Annotated in this window: 16 protein-coding genes; 15 read left to right on the top strand and 1 reads right to left on the bottom strand. The window is 69.3% G+C overall.

Features of this window, described 5'->3' with window-relative positions; all coding sequences use genetic code 11:
* Positions 1–19: 19 nt before the first annotated feature.
* The 14 genes from ACSEEN_RS04635 to ACSEEN_RS04570 all read left to right on the top strand — a co-directional run bounded on the left by ACSEEN_RS04635 (position 20) and on the right by ACSEEN_RS04570 (position 16318).
* Positions 20–919, top strand: a complete 900-nt coding sequence (locus ACSEEN_RS04635) for an HpcH/HpaI aldolase/citrate lyase family protein (RefSeq protein ID WP_440712469.1) — start codon at positions 20–22, stop codon at positions 917–919.
* Between the two features lie 34 nt (positions 920–953).
* Positions 954–1637: a GntR family transcriptional regulator gene (locus ACSEEN_RS04630; RefSeq protein ID WP_440712468.1), complete on the top strand. Its 684-nt coding sequence runs from the start codon at positions 954–956 to the stop codon at positions 1635–1637.
* Between the two features lie 32 nt (positions 1638–1669).
* Positions 1670–3073 (top strand): MmgE/PrpD family protein, encoded by a 1404-nt coding sequence (locus ACSEEN_RS04625; protein WP_440712467.1) that lies wholly within the window; start codon positions 1670–1672, stop codon positions 3071–3073.
* Between the two features lie 72 nt (positions 3074–3145).
* Positions 3146–3607, top strand: coding sequence for a MaoC family dehydratase (locus ACSEEN_RS04620; protein ID WP_440712466.1), 462 nt, complete (start codon positions 3146–3148; stop codon positions 3605–3607).
* A gap of 16 nt (positions 3608–3623) precedes the next feature.
* The gene (locus ACSEEN_RS04615; RefSeq protein WP_440712465.1) at positions 3624–5585 is read left to right on the top strand and encodes an AMP-binding protein; all 1962 of its coding nucleotides are present in this window, start codon (positions 3624–3626) and stop codon (positions 5583–5585) included.
* A 5-nt stretch (positions 5586–5590) separates the two neighbouring features.
* Positions 5591–6763, top strand: coding sequence for an acyl-CoA dehydrogenase family protein (locus ACSEEN_RS04610; protein WP_440712464.1), 1173 nt, complete (start codon positions 5591–5593; stop codon positions 6761–6763).
* A 27-nt stretch (positions 6764–6790) separates the two neighbouring features.
* On the top strand, positions 6791–7915 hold the full coding sequence (locus tag ACSEEN_RS04605; protein ID WP_440712463.1) for a CaiB/BaiF CoA transferase family protein: 1125 nt from the start codon (positions 6791–6793) through the stop codon (positions 7913–7915).
* 11 nt (positions 7916–7926) lie between these two features.
* The gene (locus ACSEEN_RS04600; protein WP_440712462.1) at positions 7927–8571 is read left to right on the top strand and encodes a PaaI family thioesterase; all 645 of its coding nucleotides are present in this window, start codon (positions 7927–7929) and stop codon (positions 8569–8571) included.
* Positions 8572–8718: 147 nt separating this feature from the next.
* A complete protein-coding gene (locus ACSEEN_RS04595) occupies positions 8719–9660 on the top strand; it encodes an alpha/beta hydrolase (RefSeq protein ID WP_440712461.1) in 942 nt (313 codons plus the stop codon).
* A 175-nt stretch (positions 9661–9835) separates the two neighbouring features.
* The gene (locus tag ACSEEN_RS04590; RefSeq protein ID WP_440712460.1) at positions 9836–10708 is read left to right on the top strand and encodes an SDR family NAD(P)-dependent oxidoreductase; all 873 of its coding nucleotides are present in this window, start codon (positions 9836–9838) and stop codon (positions 10706–10708) included.
* Between the two features lie 329 nt (positions 10709–11037).
* Entirely contained in the window at positions 11038–11724 is a 687-nt protein-coding gene (locus tag ACSEEN_RS04585) for a GntR family transcriptional regulator (protein ID WP_440712459.1), read from the top strand.
* A 352-nt stretch (positions 11725–12076) separates the two neighbouring features.
* The gene (locus tag ACSEEN_RS04580) at positions 12077–13339 is read left to right on the top strand and encodes a CaiB/BaiF CoA transferase family protein (RefSeq protein WP_440712458.1); all 1263 of its coding nucleotides are present in this window, start codon (positions 12077–12079) and stop codon (positions 13337–13339) included.
* A gap of 54 nt (positions 13340–13393) precedes the next feature.
* Complete coding sequence (locus tag ACSEEN_RS04575) at positions 13394–14875, top strand: aldehyde dehydrogenase family protein (protein WP_440712457.1); 1482 nt, start codon at positions 13394–13396, stop codon at positions 14873–14875.
* Positions 14876–15175: 300 nt separating this feature from the next.
* Complete coding sequence (locus ACSEEN_RS04570) at positions 15176–16318, top strand: lactonase family protein (RefSeq protein WP_440712456.1); 1143 nt, start codon at positions 15176–15178, stop codon at positions 16316–16318.
* Positions 16319–16497: 179 nt separating this feature from the next.
* Here ACSEEN_RS04570 and ACSEEN_RS04565 read toward each other — a convergent pair whose 3' ends face one another.
* The gene (locus ACSEEN_RS04565) at positions 16498–17682 is read right to left on the bottom strand and encodes an acyl-CoA dehydrogenase family protein (protein WP_440712455.1); all 1185 of its coding nucleotides are present in this window, start codon (positions 17680–17682) and stop codon (positions 16498–16500) included.
* A gap of 82 nt (positions 17683–17764) precedes the next feature.
* On the opposite strand from ACSEEN_RS04565, the gene ACSEEN_RS04560 reads away from it, so the two are divergent.
* On the top strand, positions 17765–18271 hold the full coding sequence (locus tag ACSEEN_RS04560; RefSeq protein WP_440712454.1) for a MaoC family dehydratase: 507 nt from the start codon (positions 17765–17767) through the stop codon (positions 18269–18271).
* Positions 18272–18302 lie beyond the last annotated feature (31 nt).

Genomic DNA, 18302 nt, shown 5'->3' with positions numbered 1-18302 from the left:
GAAATCTGGAGAACACCGCATGACCATGAAGCCGTACCGTTCCATGTTGTTCGTCCCCGGCCACAAGGGCGCCTGGGCCGACAAGGGCGTCAACTCGGGCACCGATGCGCTGATCCTCGACCTCGAGGACTCGGTCCCGCCCGTCGAGAAGGTCGCCGCGCGCGAGGTGGTCGCCGAGACCATCGACCGGCTCACCGGGCAGGGCGTGCGCCCCGATCTGTGGGTTCGGGTGAATCCCGAGGAGACCGGCCTGATGAACGGCGACCTGGAGGCCGTCGTCCGCCCGGGTCTGACCGGACTCTTCCTGGCGAAGATCTACAACGAGACCGACGTGGTGCGGCTCGACGCCGTGCTCAGCCACATCGAGCGGCTGCGCGGTCTTCAGGACGGGCACGTGAAGCTGCTGGCCTGCTTCGAGACCGCCGAGGCCATGGGCTCCTGCGAGAAGATCGTCGCCGCCTCCGGCCGGATGGTCTCCGCGCTCGGCGCCACCGGTCCGAACGCCGACGCCGGCCGTTCGCTCGGCATCGAGTTCACGCTGGAGGGCCTGGAGACCCTGTACATGCGGTCGCGGGTCAACCTGGCGCTGCGCCAGATCGGCCTGATCCACCCGATGGTGGGCGTGTGGCAGGACATCCGGAACCTGGACGGTCTGCGGACCTTCTGCGAGGACAACCGCCGCCTCGGCTACCGCGGCCTGGTCGCGATCCATCCCTCGCACGTCGCCGTCGCCAACGAGGTGTACGGGCCGGACCCGGAGGAGGTCGCCACCGCGCGTCGCCTGATCGCCGTCTACAACGAGGCCGAGGCCGCCGGCAGTTCGGCCGTCGACTTCGAGGGCCAGCACATCGACATCGCCCACGTGAAGACGGCGCAGGCCCTGATCGACCTGGCCGAGGCCATCGACGCGGGCGCCTGAACCCCACGGCGGACGCGGTGACGGGACCTGCGAGATGACGGAACGCGGTACGCGGCGACGGACGGAGCGGCGGCAGCAGTTGCCCGAGGACGTCGCCGCGTACGTCCGTGAACTGATCATCTCGGGTCGTGTCACGGCCGGTGACTTCCTCCGGACCGAGCCGATCGCCGCGGCGGTCGGCGTCAGCAACACCCCGGTGCGCGAGGGCCTGCTGCTGCTCGCCGGTGAGGGCCTCGTCGATCTGGTCCCCCGGCGCGGATTCCGGGTCAATCCCTTCACCGCGCAGGACGTGACGGGTCTGTTCTGGGCACAGGCCGAACTCGCCGGTGAACTCGCCCGGCGGGCCGCCGGCCGGATCACCGACGACGATCTGCGCAGCCTGCGCGCGGTGGTCGGGCGGCACGCGGCGGCCCTGGCCGCCGACGACGCCGAGACCACCGAGCGGTGCGGACACGAGTTCCACCGCTGCGTGAATCTGGCCGCCGGCTCACCCCGGCTCGCCACCCTGCTCGGCGGATTCGTCAGACAACTGCCGAACCGCTTCTACAACGGCATCGAGGGCCGCCACGGGCACACAATGGACGCCCATCCGCGGATCATCGACGCGCTGGTCCGCCGTGACGGCGCCGCCGCCGCGGCACTGATGCGCGCCCACATCATGTCCGGCGCGGACGACTTCCTCGCCACCCACGCGGATCAGGACGTTCACCAGCACTGACGTCCGCCGCTCATCGAGAACGGAACTCCCCCATGGACCGACTCCCCGACACCCCGGAATTGGAGGCGGCGGTCGTCGCGCTGATCTCCGAACTGACCTACGACGACCTCGACGAGGCGGCTCTGGCCGGCCTGGACCGGCTGCTTCGCGATCAGATCGCCCTGGAGATCGGCACCTCGCAGATGCCGTGGTCGCGGCAGGTCCTCGACTACACGCTGGCCACCGCGCGGCCGGGCCGCAGCCGTATCGCCGCGCATGACGGCACGGTCAGCGCGCTCGATGCGGCGTTCGTCAACGCGACCTACGGCCACGGCTTCGAATACGACGACGCGCACGGCCCGAGCGCCGCGCACCCGGGGAGCTGCGTGATCCCGGCGGCGTTCGCGATCGGCGAGGAGCTCGGCGCCGATCTGCGTCAGGTGCTCACCGCGCTGGTCGCCGGGTACGAGGTGTACACACGCATCGGCGTTCTGGCGGCCCCCGATCTGCTGGCCGCCGGTTTCCACCCGCACGCCGTGCTCTCCACCTTCGGCGCGGCCGCGGTCGCGGCCAAACTGCGCGGGTTCGACGCGGAGACCACCCTCAACGCGCTCGCGATCGCGCTCAGCCGCGCGTCGGGCACCACCGAGTACAGTTCCACCGGCGGGTCGATCAAGCGGGTGCACGCCGGCATCGGCACCCAGGGCGGCATGGTGGCCGCCGATCTCGCCGCCGCCGGACTCACCGGTCCGCGCGGCTTCCTGTCCGGGGCCAAGGGCTTCTTCCGGACCTTCCTGCGGCGCGACGCGGGGGAGGGCGCGGCGGCGGCGTTCGCCCGCGACCTGCCCATGGAGATCTCGACCGTCTGGCTCAAGGCCTACTGCGCCTGCTATTGCACCCACGCCTACATCGACGCACTGCGGCCGTTCGCGCCGCGCGCCGCCGAGATCGAGAAGCTGCGGCTGCGGCTGCACCCGGCCTTCGATGTGATCGTCGGCAACGCCAACGCGAACGCCTTCGCCCCGCGGAACATCGAGCACGTGCAGTTCAGCCTGCCCGCGCAAGCGTCGTTCACGCTGCTGGGCCTGGGCAACGGTTATCGGGTGCACCGCGACTATCTGGCCGGTGAGGTCGATCTGGCGCCGGTGCTGGCGTTCACCGACCGGATCGAGATCATCCCCGACGCGTCGCTCGCCGAGCGATTCCCCGGCAAATTCGTCGCCGACGTGGAGGTCGAGTTCGCCGACGGCGGCGTCGAGCACACCTTCGTCGAAGACCCGATCGGCACCGACCGCAATCCGATGCCGCTCGACGAACAAGACGCGAAGTTCGCCGAACTCACCGTCGACGTGCTGGGCGCCGGGCGCTCGACGCAGTTGCTCGCGGCGCTGCGGAAGAAGGATCTGGACCGGCCGGTCGGCGACCTGACGGCGTTGTGGGTCCCAGCAGGCGACTAAGGTATTGAATATTATATATAATATCGCTATGGTGTGAGTCATACCCCGCTACCCACTGAGAAGGAAGCCCCCATGACCGGTATGTGGTTTGAAGAGTTCGAGGTCGGACAGGTCATCGAGCACGAGGTGCGTCGCACCATCACCGAGGCCGATAACGTGTTGTTCTCGACGATGACGCTGAACATGGCGCCGCTGCATCTGGATGCGGAGTACTCGAAGGATTCGTTGTTCGGTCAGCGGCTGGTGAACAGCTTGTTTCTGCATGGTCTGGTGTGTGGCATCTCGATGCAGGAGACCACGTACGGCACGACGCTGGGCAATCTGGGTTTCACCGAGACCAAGTTCCCGAAGCCGACGTTCCACGGTGACACGATCCGGGTGCGGACGGAGATCGTGGCGGTGCGTGAGTCCAAGAGCCGGGATGATTCGGGTCTGGTGACCTTCCATCATCAGGGCATCAATCAGCGTGACGAGGTGGTCTGCGACACCACCCGCGTCGGCCTGATGATGAAGAAGCCGGCCACCGGCAACTGATCGGGACGGGACTGTCATGACCGAGTACGCGTGGAATCCGGACCGATCCCTCCGCGACACCAGCCGGCTCCTCACCCTGATGCGCGGAGCCGGCTTCGGCGGCGACCTCGCCGCCTACCGCGAGTTCAACGCCCGCGCGGCCGCCGATCCCGAGTGGTTCTGGCGGACCGTCGTCGACGATCTGAACGTCGAGTTCACCACCCCGTTCGGCGCCGTGCTGGACGAGTCGGACGGTAAGCCGTTCCCGCGGTGGTTCCCCGGCGGCGCCCTGAACGTCGCGGATCTCTGCGTGCACCGGCACGCGGCGGGTCCGCTCGCCGACCGCACGGCCGTCGTCTACGAGGGCGACAACGGCACCCGCCGCACACTCACCTTCGCCGAGCTCGACGAGCGGGTCCGCGCGTTCGCCGCGAACCTGGCGGCCCTCGGCGTGGCGCGCGGGGACCGCGTGGTGCTGTTCATGCCGGTGGTCCCGGAGGCCGTCGTCGCGTTCTTCGCGATCGCCATGCTCGGCGCCGTCGCGGTGCCGACCTTCAGCGGCTACGCGCCCGACGCGCTGGCCACCCGCCTGCAGGACTCCGAGGCGGTCGTGCTGATCACCGCCGACGGCACCACCCGCCGGGGCGGGATCGTCGACATGAAGACCACGGCCGACGCCGCGGTGGACCTGTCGCCGAGCGTGCGGCATGTGGTGGTCGTGCGGCATCTGGGCACCGAGGTGCCCATGACGGCCGGCCGCGACCTCTACTACGACGAGCTGCCATCGGTGCCGGGAACGGGCCGCGACGGCACCGACGCTCCGGTCCCGACGATCGCCACCGAATCGAACGACCCGCTGTGCGTCGTCTACACCTCCGGTACCACCGGACGGCCCAAGGGCATCGTGCACAGCCACGGCGGTTTCGCGGTCAAGACCGCGGTCGACTTCGCCTACGGCTTCGAGGTCGGCACCGACGACGTGGTCTGCTGGATCACCGATCTGGGCTGGCTGGTCGGCCCGATGCTGATGGTGGGCCCGCTGCAACTGGGCGCCACCATCGTGATGGTCGAGGGCCTGCCCACCTACCCGGACGCGAGCCGGATGTGGGACGTGATCAACCGCAACGGCGTCACCGTGCAGGGCATCGCCCCGACCGCGGCCCGCGCCCTGCGGGCGGCCGGGGACGACGCGATCCGCCCGATCCCGTCGCTGCGCGCCTTCGTCTCCACCGGCGAGGCGTGGGACGAGCCCACCTGGTGGTGGCTGTTCGAGAAGGTCGGCGGCGGCACCCGCCCGATCATCAACTACAGCGGCGGCACCGAGGTCGGCGGCGGCATCCTCATCGGCTACTCGGTGTTTCCGGCCGGTCCCGCCGCGTTCAGCGCTCCGCTGCCCGGCGTCGTCGCCGCCGTGTTCGACGACGACGGCGCGCCGGTGACCGGCGAGATCGGCGAACTGGTGATCACCAACACCTTCCCTGGCCAGACGCACGCCTTCTGGCACGACCGCGACCGCTACCTCGCGACCTACTGGGACCGCTTCGACGGCACCTGGGTGCACGGCGACCTGGCCTCCATCGAGACCGACGGCAGCTGGGTGATCCACGGGCGCTCCGACGACACCCTGAAACTGTCCGGCCGCCGCGTCGGCCCCGCCGAGATCGAGACCGCACTGCTGCGTGATCCCCGGATCGCCGAGGTCGCCGTGATCGGCGTCCCCGACGAGCGGCGCGGCATGCGCGCCGTCGCCTTCGTGGTGCTGCGCGACGACGCCGGCGACGTGGCCGTCGACGATCTGGAGGCGACGGCGATCGAGCACGCGGGCAAGTCGTTCGCGCCGGCCGTCGTGCCGGTCGCCGGCCTGCCGAAGACCAAGAACGGCAAGATCATGCGGCGGCTGATCCGGGCCCGCTACCTCGGCGCCCCCACCGGCGACCTGTCCGCCCTGGATCCCGGCACGCCCATCGAGAACATCCCCACCATCCCCGCAGGAGCGTGAATCCCATGACCACCGAAACGCAGACCGACGCCCCCGACCTGGACCTGATCCGGAACACCGTCCGGGAACTGGCGGGCAAGTTCGATCTCGACTACTGGCTCGACTGCGACCGCAACCACAAGTACCCGTGGGAGTTCGTGAACGCCTTCGCCGAGGGCGGCTGGCTGGGCGCGATGATCCCCGAGGAATACGGCGGGATCGGCCTGGGCCTGCAGGAATGCGCGGTGATGATGGAGGAGATCGCCGCGTCCGGGGCCGGGATGAGCGGCGGCTCGGCGATCCACTTCTACGTGTTCCCGCCCGCCCCGATCATCAACTACGGCTCGGAGGAGATGAAGAAGAAGTATCTGCCGCGCATCGCCAAGGGGGAGCTGCTGCTGGCCTTCGGCATCACCGAGCCCACCGCCGGCGTCGACACCTCCCGCATCAAGACCAAGGCCGAGAAGGTGGACGGCGGCTGGAAGATCAACGGCCAGAAGGTGTTCATCACCAACGCGCAGAACGCCGAGCGCATCCTGCTGCTGGCCCGCACCTCCCCGCGCGACGACGAGCACCCGTTGCGCGGCATGACCATCTTCTGCGCGCCGATGGACCGCGAGCACGTCACCGTGCGCGAGATCGACAAGATGGGCCGCGCGGCGATCGACACCAATGAGCTGTTCATCGACGACCTGTTCGTCGCCGACGAGGATGTGGTGGGCGAGGTCGGCCGCGGCTTCAACTACATCATCGACGGTCTCAATCCCGAGCGCATCGTCGTGGGCATGGAGGGCCTCGGGATCGCCCGCTGCGCTCTGGAGATCGCCACGAAGTACGCCAAGGAGCGCGTCGTCTTCGATCGGCCGATCGGCCAGAACCAGGCCGTCGCGCATCCGCTGGCCGACTCGTGGATCCGTATCCAGGCGGCCCGGCAGGTCGCGATGAACGCCGCGAAGCTGTACGACGAGGGCAAGCCCTGCGGCCCGGAAGCCGCCAGCGCCAAGTACCTCGGTGCCGAGGCCGGCTACGAGACCGCCAACCGCGGCTTCTCGACCCTGGGCGGCTACGCCTACGCGAAGGAGTACCACATCGAGCGGCTGCTGCGGGAGGTCCGGCTGCTGCCGAACGCGCCCTTCTCGCAGGAGATGGTCCGCAACTTCGTCGCCCAGAACGTGCTCGGCATGCCGCGCTCGTACTGACGGCGGCGACAGGGAGGAGATCACCGGATGAGCGGTCCGCTCGACGGCGTGCGCGTCGTGGTCCTCGCCGGGATGGGGCCGGTGCCGTACACGTCCATGCTGCTGGCCGACCTGGGCGCGGACGTGGTGCGGGTGGATCGTCCACCGCGGCGCAGCGCCCGCCCGCTGGCCCAGGTCAGCGGCATGACGCCGGAGATGGATGTGGTCGGCCGCGGCGTCGGCTTCGTCGTCGCCGACCTCAAGGAGACGGCGGGCCGCGAGGCGGTGATCGAGTTGGCAGCCGTGGCGGAGGTGTTCGTCGAGGGCTACCGGCCGGGCGTCGCCGAACGCCTCGGTCTCGGGCCCGAGGTGCTGCTCGAGGCGAATCCGGCGCTCGTCTACGCCCGGCTCACCGGCTTCGGCCAGGACGGCCCGCGGTCCCGGGAGGCCGGGCACGACATCAACTACGTCGCCGCGTCCGGCGTGCTCGGCCATCTGGGCCGGGCCGGGGAGCCGCCGTTGCCGCCGATCAATCTGCTCGGCGACTACGCCGGCGGCGGACTCCTCGCCGCGTTCGGGATCGTCGCCGGGGTGCTGTCCGCCAGGACCACCGGGTGCGGCCAGGTGATCGACGCGGCGATGGCGGACGGCGCCGCGCTGCTGTCCGCGAAACTGCACGGCCTGCGGGCGGCAGGCCTGTACTCGAACGAGCGCGGCACCAACTTCCTCGACTCCGGGGCGCCCTTCTACGACACCTATCGGTGCGCCGACGGCGGCTACCTCGCGCTCGGTGCGCTGGAGGCCGACTTCTACGCCGAGTTCGTCTCCCGGCTCGGCGTCGACACCGCCGACTGGCCGGACCAGAACGACCGTGCGCGATGGCCGCGGTTGCGGGAGCTGATCGGCGGCGCCCTCGCCGAGCGGTCGCGCGATGAGTGGGCCGCCGTCTTCGCCGGCACCGATGCCTGCGTGAGCCCGGTCCTCACCTTCGACGAGGCCGCCGCCAGCGAGCACGGGCGCGAGCGCGGGCTCTACACGCGCGTCGGCGACGTGCTGCACCCGGCGCCCGCCCCGCGCTTCTCGCAGACCCCGGCGCGCACACCCGCGCCGTCGCCCACCCGGCCCCGCGACATGCTCGAGGTCCTCGGCGAATGGCGATCCGAAGCCGACTGATGGGAGTGCACGTGGACAGAACCACGACGAACGACGGCGCCGGCGAACTCGTCGACCGGCGCAGCGAGTTCCCGAAGTACTTCCCCCGCGAGGCACCCGCCTCGTACGGCGAGTTCTTTCACGCGATGCGGGACCTCATGGATCTGGCGGTGTCGACCGACGGCAGCGGCGACGTCTATGCGCGCGCGGCGGCGAAGATCCGCGAGGTCTCCGCGATCCTGGAACCGCACGTGGAGGCCGGCGAGGCGGAGGGGCCGGCCTGCCGGATACCGGACATGCCGGGGCGCGGATCGGTGCTGGCACCGCCGTGGATACTCGACACGACCGCGCGCGACGGCCTCGGCGGCACGGTGACCTTCAGCCGCTTCCACGTCGGCGGACACGCCGCCGCGCACGGCGGCACCATCGCGCATCTCTTCGACGAACTCGTCGGCTGGACGATGTACCACCGTGAACTGCCCATCGGACGCACCGCGTACCTCAAGGTCGACTACCGCAGCGTGACGCCGATCGGCGTGCCGGTGCGGTTCGGCACCCGAGTCACCCGGGTCGAGGGCCGGAAGGTCTTCATCACCGGGGAGCTGACGGACGACGACGGCGTGCTGCTCGCCGAATGCGACGCCCTGATGGTGACCCTCCGCCCGGGCAACCGCTGAGGCGAGGCCGGCCGTCGTCCGCGCCCTCCCGTGTAACGCCGGTCATAGGAGTAATCCGTGCCTGTTTGTGCCGAACGGGCTTCCGTAGTTTTCGAGTAGTCGACCGATTCCGGACAGGCCGGATTCGGACTATGGAGAGGATCCGTCATGGCTGAGAAGCAAACGGTGTCGCTGAAGGGCTGGGCGTGGGACATCGCCGCCGATGTCTATTTCCCGCCGTCGTTCGATCCGGCGAAGAAGTACCCGGCGATCGTGTCGGGGCATCCGACGGGCAGTTGCAAGGCGCAGACCTCGGGCAACATCTACGGCACGGCACTGGCCGACGCCGGGTTCGTGGTGATCGCGTTCGACGCGAGCTTCCAGGGGGAGAGCGGCGGCGAACCGCGGCTGGTCGAGGACCCCGGCTTCCGTACGAGCGACTTCAGCTTCGTCATCGACTACCTCGTGACACAGCCGTATGTCGACGACGCGAACATCGGAGTGCTCGGTATCTGCGGAGGTGCGGGGTACGCGGTGGCGGCGACCAAGATCGATCGCCGTATCAAGGCGCTGGGCACCGTGGTCGGCAGCAACGTCGGCCGCCTGATGCGCGAGGGCTTCTCCGAATACAACCCGCTCGGAATGCTCGAGGCGCTGGCCGCACAGCGCACCGCGCAGGCGCGCGGCGCCGCCGCCCAGATCAACCCGCTGCTGCCGCCGTCGGTGCAGGCGGCGAAGGATGCCGGGCTCACCGACATCGACGTGGTGGAGGCCACCGACTACTACAAGACCGACCGTGGTCAGGCGGCGGGCGGCGAGACCAGCTTCAACTTCGTCTACCAGGGCCCGCTGGCGACCTGGGACGCCTACGACCGGGTGGAGACCTTCCTGACCCAGCCGCTCTGCGTGGTGATCGGCGACAAGGTCGGTGCGTTCGCGTCGTACCGGCTGAGCATGGAGCTCTACGGTCGTGCGGCGTCGAAGGACAAGGAGCTGGTCGTGGTCGAGGGCGCCTCGCACTACGACCTGTACGACCGGCCGGAGCCGACCGGTGAGGCGCTGGCGCACCTCGTTCCGTTCTTCGGCACGCATCTGCACCTGGGCGACTGAGCCGGCCGGGCTCTTCGGTGCCGGTGTCCAAGAACGTGGACACCCGTGACGCGGGACACATGCCATAAATGAGGGGACTCCCGCGAGGCGCGATGAGCGCGCATGGGCCGCCGGCCGAACCGATCGGGCGGATCTCCCCGGGCGGGTCCACACACCGACAGAAACGAGCGAGGACATGCTGGAATTCAACGACAAGGTGGCACTGGTGACCGGTGCCGGCCGGGGCCTGGGCCGCTCGCACGCCGAGCTGCTGGCGTCGCGCGGGGCCGCGGTACTGGTGAGCGACATGAACCAGGCCGCCGCGGAGGAGACCGCCGCCGCGATCGTCGCGGCCGGCGGCAAGGCCGTCGGCGTCCAGGGCGATGTGACCACCGACGCCGAGGCCATCGTCAAGGCGGCCGTCGACAACTTCGGCAAGCTCGACATCGTCATCAACAACGCCGGTATCGACCAGCACACCGATTTCGATGAGAACGCGCTGGCGCAGACCCGCCGCCACATGGAGGTGAACTTCTTCGGCACCGTCGCCGTGACCGCCGCGGCGTGGCCGTACCTGGTGGCCAGCGGGAACGGGCGGGTGGTGAGCACGGCCTCGCCGACCCTGTCCGGCTGGGAGGGGGAGACCCCGTATGTCGCGTCCAAGGGTGCGCTGTACGCGTGGACCCGCACGCTCTCGATCGAGGCACTGAAGAAGGGCATCCGGGTCAACGCGATCGCGCCGACCGCGTACACCGCGCTGGCCGAGGCCGCCGACATCCCGCAGTCGCTCAAGGATCAGCTGAAGGCGACCATGACCACCGCGATGGTGTCGCCGGTCGTCGCGTACCTGGCGTCGGACGAATGCGCCGTGGCGGGCGAGACCATCCTCGCGCAGGGCGGCCTGATCCAGCGCTTCTCGCTGGCGATGAACGACGGCTACACCAACCCGGAGCTGACCCCGGAGGATGTGCAGGCCAATCTCGAGGCGATCGTCGACGACTCGTCGGCGAAGCCGCTCGGCATCGTCGGCACCGAGGGCGAGGTCTCGCTGCTCGATCTGTTCGAATAGACCGGCGTCCGCGTATCGGCCGGTCCCTCCCCGGGGCCGGCCGATTCGTCTGCCGGGGCGGTCCGTGGGCTCACGGACACCGGTTGCGGCCTCACGCGGGTCTGTCGCTATCCGGATCCGGGCCGTCGCTGTGCGGATTGTGACGCGCATCCCGGCTTCCCGGGCTCGAAGGAGTCCGAGGAACACCGAGACCACGGAGGTCTGACACCACCGAGTTCGGAATTCCTGCGTGGCCGTCGTCCGCGAGATCCGGGGATTCTGCCGGAACGTATTATATATTCGCAGGTGGGGCGTGGAATCGCGCCGGAAATCGAGACGGTGGTGCACAGATGACGGTGGATACGGGATCGCGGGTGGCCGCAGGGCGGCAGCAACTCTCTGAGGACGTGGCCGCCTATGTCCGCGAGCTGATCATCTCCGGCCAGGCCCGGCCCGGCGACTTCTTGCGCACCGAGCCGATCGCCAAGGCCGTCGGTGTCAGCAACACGCCGGTGCGCGAGGGTCTGCTCATCCTGTCGGGTGAGGGCTTCGTCGAGCTGGTGCCGCGGCGGGGGTTCGTGGTCAGCGAATTCACCAAGCAGGACGTGCGCGACCTGTTCTGGGCTCAGGCCGTGCTGGCCGCGGAACTCGCCCGGCGCGCCGCGGAGAGCATCACCGATGCCGACCTGGAGCGCTTGCGGGAGATTCTGGCGGATCACCAGCGGGCGCTGGCGGCGGGCGACGACGAGGGAACCGTGCGCTACGGCCACGAATTCCACCGTTGCGTCAACCTCGCCGCCGGGTCGCGCCGCCTGGCGACCATGCTCGCCTCGATCGTGCGGCAGCTGCCGAATCGTTTCTACAACGACATCGAAGGCCACACCGACGACACCATGGAGTCCCACCCGAAGATCATCGACGCGCTCGCCGCGCGAGACGCTGCGCGGGCCGAGACGCTGATGCGCGAGCACATCATGTCGGGTGCCGACGAACTGGTCGCCACCCTGGCCAAGCAGGGGATGTGGCCCGAGGGTTAGGCCACGTCTCCTGACTGTCTTTCCGGTCCTCGGCGGCCCGCGCAGCGCCCGGCGTCGTCGTCGGTCGGCATAGCTCCGCTATGCCTCCCTCCTCCGCCTTGCCGGCCGCCCAGCGGATCCGCCGATGCCTTCGGAGAAGACTCGGGAGGCATGGCCTAGTTCCCGCCGGGCGGCGGGTCGCGCCGCCCGCCCGTCGTGGCAGCGGTCCGGTACGGAAGCTGCGCTCGCGTGCGCTGCCTGCGCGACGACGCGCTGCTTCTGCGGCCACGCGCTGCCACGCCGCTCTCCATGGACGCCGATCGGGTGTGGCCTACTCCACACACTATTTCAAACAATGTGTTAGAAATGATCCATGCCTGCGAGTTCTCCCATCGATCCGGCATCGCGCCCGCTGGAGGGCATCCGCGTCCTGGATCTCACGGTCGCCCTGTCGGGTCCGTACGCGACGCTGATCCTGGCCGGCCTGGGGGCCGAGGTGATCAAGATCGAGTCCCCCGGCGGCAGCGACATCGCCCGCTTCAATCCGCCGTTCGCGACCCCGGAGGGGGAGCTCCATATGGGGGCGATCGCCGAAGGTGACGTCTCGCTGTCGGTGCTCGCGCGCAGCCGCGGCAAGAAGTCGGTGGAGCTCGATCTCAAATCCGAGGCCGGCCGGGAGGTGTTCTACCGGATGGCGCGTCACGCCGACGTCGTCTTCGAGAACCTGAGTGACGGGGTGGTCGAGCGGCTCGGCGTCGACTACGACACGCTCCGCGAACTCAACCCGGCCCTCGTCTACTGCTCGTTGAGCGGGCTCGGCCGGCCGAGCGCCTTTCCGGGCATCAAGGCGATGGACATCATCGTGCAGGGTCTCAGCGGCGTCATGGACACCACCGGCGAGCCCGACGGCCCGCCGCTGCGCTTCGGTCTGCCGATCGCCGATCTGCTGGCGCCCCTGCACGGGGTGATCGGCGTACAGGCGGCCCTGCGGCAGCGCGAGCGCACCGGACTCGGCCAGCACGTCAGCGTCTCGATGCTCGAATCACTCGCTTCGCTGCTGCCCTTCGAGCACGGCGACGTCCTCGGCCGCCACGGATTCCCGCCGCGATCGGGGAACGTCCACAATCGGCTCGCGCCGTTCGGCGTCTATCGCACGAGCGACGGCCACGTCTCGATGGCGGCCGCCTCCGAGGCGTGGGCGGCGGCCCTGTTCGACGCGCTGGGCACGCCCGAGCTGATCGACGACCCCCGGTTCGCCGGCCGCGGGCAGCGCGCGGCGAACGCCGGCGAACTGAACGCGATGATCGAGGAGTGGACCGCCGCCCGGACCAGCGCCGAGGTGATCGACGAGCTGGCGACACGACGTGGGATCCCGTGTGCTCCGGTACGCACCGCGGCGCAAGTGCTCGAGGACCCGTACCTGGCCGAGCGCGGCGTGATCGCGCCGCTGCCGAACCTCGCCGGTGAGGAGCTCGACGCCGTGACGAGCGGCATCCCGCTGACCCTCTCGGCGTCCCGCGTCGGGCTCGACGAACCCGCCCACGCGCTCGGTGCCGACACCGAGCGGGTGCTGCGCGAGGTCGCGGGTTGCGGCGACGAGGACATCGCCGCACTGCGTGCCGCGAACGTGATCTGACCGGGCGAGGCGCCGCGACGCCGGACCTCGCACCCATCGAAAGGAAGTCCACACATGACAACGACGGAAACCGGGGTCTTCGGACCCCTCGTCACGCCCGGCTCGCTGCTGATCGACGGGGAATGGGTCGCCCCGCTCGCCGGTGGGCGGCTGACGGTGATCGATCCGGGCACCGAGGAGGAGATCGGCGCGGTCGGCCTCGCCACCTCCGGCGACGTCGACGTGGCGGTCGCCGCCGCGCGCCGGGCGTTCGACGAGGAACGCTGGATGCGGCTCTCGGCGCAGCAGCGGTCGGCGATCATCTGGAAGCTCTCGGACCTGATCGCCGAGAACATCGACGAGCTCGCCCGCCTGGAGAGCATGGACGTCGGCATGCCCGAGCCCACCGCGAAGGCGATGATCACCGAGGCGATCAACATGTACCGCTACTTCGCCGGCTGGGCCGACAAGATCTATGGCGTGAGCGCCGAGATCGGCCCCGCCGAGATGCGGTTCCAGGGCTTCACGCGGAAGGAGCCCGTCGGCGTCGCCGCGCTCATCACCTCGTGGAACGCGCCGATGATCGGCAACGCGATGAAGCTCGGTCCGGCGCTCGCGGCCGGCTGCACCACCGTTCTCAAACCGTCCGAGGAAGCGCCGCTCACCACCCTCGCGCTCGGTGCCCTGGCGCTGCGGGCCGGCGTCCCGGCCGGGGTGGTGAACGTGCTCCCCGGCGTCGGCAGCGAGGTCGGGGCGGCGCTCACCGCGCACGACGACGTCGACAAGGTGAGCTTCACCGGTTCGACGGTGGTCGGCAAGCGGATCGTGGAAGCGGCCGCGGGCAACCTCAAGAAGCTGTCGCTGGAGCTCGGCGGGAAGTCGCCGATGATCGTGCTGCCGGACGCGGACCTGGAGGCGGCGATCCCGGCGCTCGCGGTCGGCATGTTCTGGAACTCCGGGCAGATCTGCACCTCGGGGACCCGCCTCCTGGCGCACGCGGACGTCGCCGAACGGGTCGCCGAGGGCGTCGCCGAGGCGGCGCGCACCATGAAGATCGGATACCGGACCGAGCCGGGCGTCGAGCTGGGGCCGCTGGTGAGCCGGCGGCAGCTCGACCGCGTCGAGGAGTACGTGGCGAGCGGCCGTGAGGAGGGGGCGACGGTGCTGACCGGCGGCCGGCGCACCGGCGATCGAGGCTACTACTACGAGCCGACGGTGCTCACCGACGTCGATCCGTCGATGCGCGTGGTGCGCGAGGAGATATTCGGTCCGGTGCTCGGAGTGATGTCGTGGTCGGACGTCGACGAGGCGGTCAAGGTCGCCAACGACACGTCGTACGGGCTGGCATCCAGCGTGTGGACCAGGGACGTGAACAACGCCCTGACCGTGGCACGCAAACTGCGGGCCGGCCGGGTGAACATCAACATCCACCGCGCGGGCGGCGTGCAGTTGCCGATCGGCGGCTACAAGCAGTCGGGCTGGGGGCGCGAATGCGGACCGGAGGGCATCGCCGAGTTCCTGGAGACCAAGTCCGTGGTCACGCGCATCTGGACCTGACCGCCCGGTCGGTGCCGAGATGCGCGAGGCGCGGACCCCGGAGGCCGGCGCCCTTTCGGGTCCTCAGCGGCCCGCTGAACGCTTGGCGGCGTTGTCGTCGGTCGCCCAGCGGATCCACCGATGCCTTCGAAGAAGACTCGAGCGACACGGTGCCTAGGCGTACGGAGCCGTGAACTGACCTGTGCAAAAGCCTGAACAGTCGTGTGCCGGATGCCGTCTTAGCGTCGAGGCGAGCATTGAGGTCCATGGCTCACCCGGGGTCTCAGATCACTGACCATCGAAGCAGAAAGCAGATGATTCATGAAGCAATCCACTGGTGCCGTCCGGTGCCGGCACCACCCCGTCCGGCTGCCGGCCGTGCTGGCGGCCATCGCCGCGCTCGTCCTCGCCCTCGTCGTGCCCGCGACGGCCTCCGCCGAGTCGCGGGCGAGCGAGGCGCAGGCCGAGAAGCCGGCGAAGTTCCTCCTGGTCGCCGGTACCGATGCGGGCAAGATCGTCGTGTTGCGAGTCCTCGGCAGCGGTCAGTTGAGGAAGGTCTCCGAGCACTCGACCGGTGCCGGCACGATGGCGGTGAAAGTGGCTCAGGACGGCCGTACCGTCTTCGTCGGGAACATGCTCGACAACGCGATCGCGGTCTACCGGCTGTCTGACGGGGGCACGCTGCGCCAGATCCAGAAGTTCCGCGTCGGCGGCGTGCCGGTCACCTTCACTCCGTCGCCCGACGGCAAGTTCCTGTTCGTCGCAAACGGCCTCGGCAAGCTCAAGACCCTGGAGATCACCCGGTCGGGACGATTGCGCGACACCGGCCATTCGGTGGACCAGCTGATCGCGACCGTGGCACCCATGGTCACCGTCGACCCGAACGGCGAGTTCGTGCGGGTGGCCAGCGCATTCGAGATGGGTATCAAGAGCTATCGCGTCGCCCCCGGCGGGCGGCTTCTCCCGCTCGGCACGGTGCCCGCCGGCATCGTCCCGGTCAACGGCAACGCCACGCCGGACGGTCGCTTCTTCTACATCGCGCACGAGCAGAGCATGGATATCCGGGGCTTCCGCATCCTCGGGGACGGCAACCTGGCGCCGATCGGCTCGTGGTTCAGCGGCCCGATCTCCCACGAGGTCCAGATCACTCCGAACGGCAAGCACCTGTACACCCCGAACGCCTTCGGCATGAGCATCAGTGGCTGGAACGTCCACAAGAACGGCCAGCTGTCGCCGATCGCGGGTTCGCCCTTCGCCGCTGGAGTCGGCAACCTGCCTGCGCTGGTGGTGCTCAACCCGAACGGCAAGTACGTCTACGGGGTCGATGTCATGACTCCGGGTCACCCGGGCGACACGCAAGTTCACTCGTTCGCGGTGCGCCCGAACGGCGCGCTGGCGAAGATCGGCTCGGTCGGCACCGGCCTGCGGGTGGTCGACGGTCCCGTCGCCCAGATCACCGGCTGACCAAGGGCGGCCCGGGCCGCGCGAAGCTCCCACCCGACACGGTCCGGGTGGGAGCTTCGTCGTGCCGGGGCCGGGTGGTCGTCACCACCGATCCCGGACCGGTGGCCGACCGTGGCACAGGGTGAAGCCCGCCTGCCGGAGGGCAGGCGGGCTTCGGGTTCGCGGCGCTGGACCGCGGGTCAGCCGAGCTTCTTCGCGGTGCGGACGAGGCCGCCGCCGATGATGAGGCGCTGGATTTCGCTGGTGCCTTCGTAGAGGCGGAGGAGGCGGACGTCGCGGTAGATGCGTTCGACGGTCATTTCGCGCATGTAGCCGCTGCCGCCGTGGATCTGGACGGCTTTGTCGGCGACGGTGCCGACCATTTCGGTGCAGAAGAGTTTGGCGACCGAGGGCGCGATCCGTCGGTCCTGTTCCAGGACCCACTTCTGGGCGGCGTCGCGGACGAGGGCGCGGCCGGCCATGATGCCGGTCTGCATGTCGGCGAGGTGGGCCTGGACGAGTTGGAAGTCGCTGATGGCGGTGCCGCCCTGGGTGGTGACGGCGGCGTGGCGGAGGGATTCGTCGAGGGCGCGTTGCGCGGAGCCGACGGCGAGGGCGGCGATGTGCACGCGGCCGCGGGCGAGGGAGGTCATGGCGGCCTTGTAGCCGGTGTCGACGTCGCCGCCCACCAGGGCCGAGTTCGGGACACGGACCCCCGCGTACGACACGTTCGCGGTCCACGCGCCCTGTTGGCCCATCTTCGCGTCGTGCGGGGCCACCGAGACGCCCTCGCTGTCGGCGGGCACCAGGAACACCGCGATGCCCGGGCCGTCGGCGTCGGCGGGGCGGGTGCGCGCGAAGGTGACGAACAGATTGGCCGTCGGTGCGTTGGTGATGAAGCACTTCTCCCCGTCGATGATCCAGTCGCCGTTCTCGTCCTGGCGTGCCTTGGTGCGCAGGCCGGCCGGGTTGGAGCCGGCGCCGGGCTCGGTGAGGGCGAAGGAGGCCACCACGTCGCCCGAGGCGATGCCCTCGAGCCAGCCGGCCTTCTGCTCGTCGGTGCCGAAGTTGACCAGGACCTGACCGGCGATGCCGTTGTTGGTGCCGAACATCGAGCGCAGCGCCAGGGTCGTGTAGCCGAGCTCCATCGCCAGCTCGACGTCCTGGACGAGGTTCAGGCCGAGGCCGCCCCACTCCTGGGGGATCGCGTAGCCGAACAGGCCCATGTCCTTGCACGCCTGCCGGATGTCGTCGGGCATGGCGTCGGTGTCGGCGATCTCGCGCTCACGCGGGATCACCTTGGTCTGCACGAACTCGCGGACCGAGGTCAGGATCGAATCGAAGTCGTCGTCGCTGACTTCGGGATTGTGGGCGGCTACGGACATTGCGAGCACCTCTCTGCCGGGGGAACGGGAACGATGCCGAATCTAACAGAAAATCTATTGACACGTTAGAAAATATTGTACGTTGTGCTGCGGCGGCAACAACGCCGCAGGACGTGAGGAGTCTGCAATGACCGGTATGTGGTTTGAAGAGTTCGAGGTCGGACAGGTCATCGAGCACGAGGTGCGTCGCACCATCACCGAGGCCGACAATGTGTTGTTCTCGACGATGACGCTGAACATGGCGCCGCTGCATCTGGATGCGGAGTACTCGAAGGATTCGTTGTTCGGTCAGCGGCTGGTGAACAGCTTGTTTCTGCATGGTCTGGTGTGTGGCATCTCGATGCAGGAGACCACGTACGGCACGACGCTGGGCAATCTGGGTTTCACCGAGACCAAGTTCCCGAAGCCGACGTTCCACGGTGACACCATCCGGGTGCGGACGGAGATCGTGGCGGTGCGTGAGTCCAAGAGCCGGGACGATTCGGGTCTGGTGACCTTCCATCACCAGGGCATCAATCAGCGCGACGAGGTGGTCTGCGACACCACCCGCGTCGGCCTCATGCTCAAGCGGCCGCAGGGCGACGCCTGAGCCGCGGCACCGCGACAGGCGAATCGTGCTG

Origin of the sequence: Gordonia marina (assembly GCF_052036135.1) — a bacterium.
In the GTDB taxonomy this organism is placed as follows: domain Bacteria; phylum Actinomycetota; class Actinomycetes; order Mycobacteriales; family Mycobacteriaceae; genus Gordonia.
Note: the sequence above shows the minus strand (reverse complement) of the source record. Positions and strands in the feature narration are given on the sequence as shown.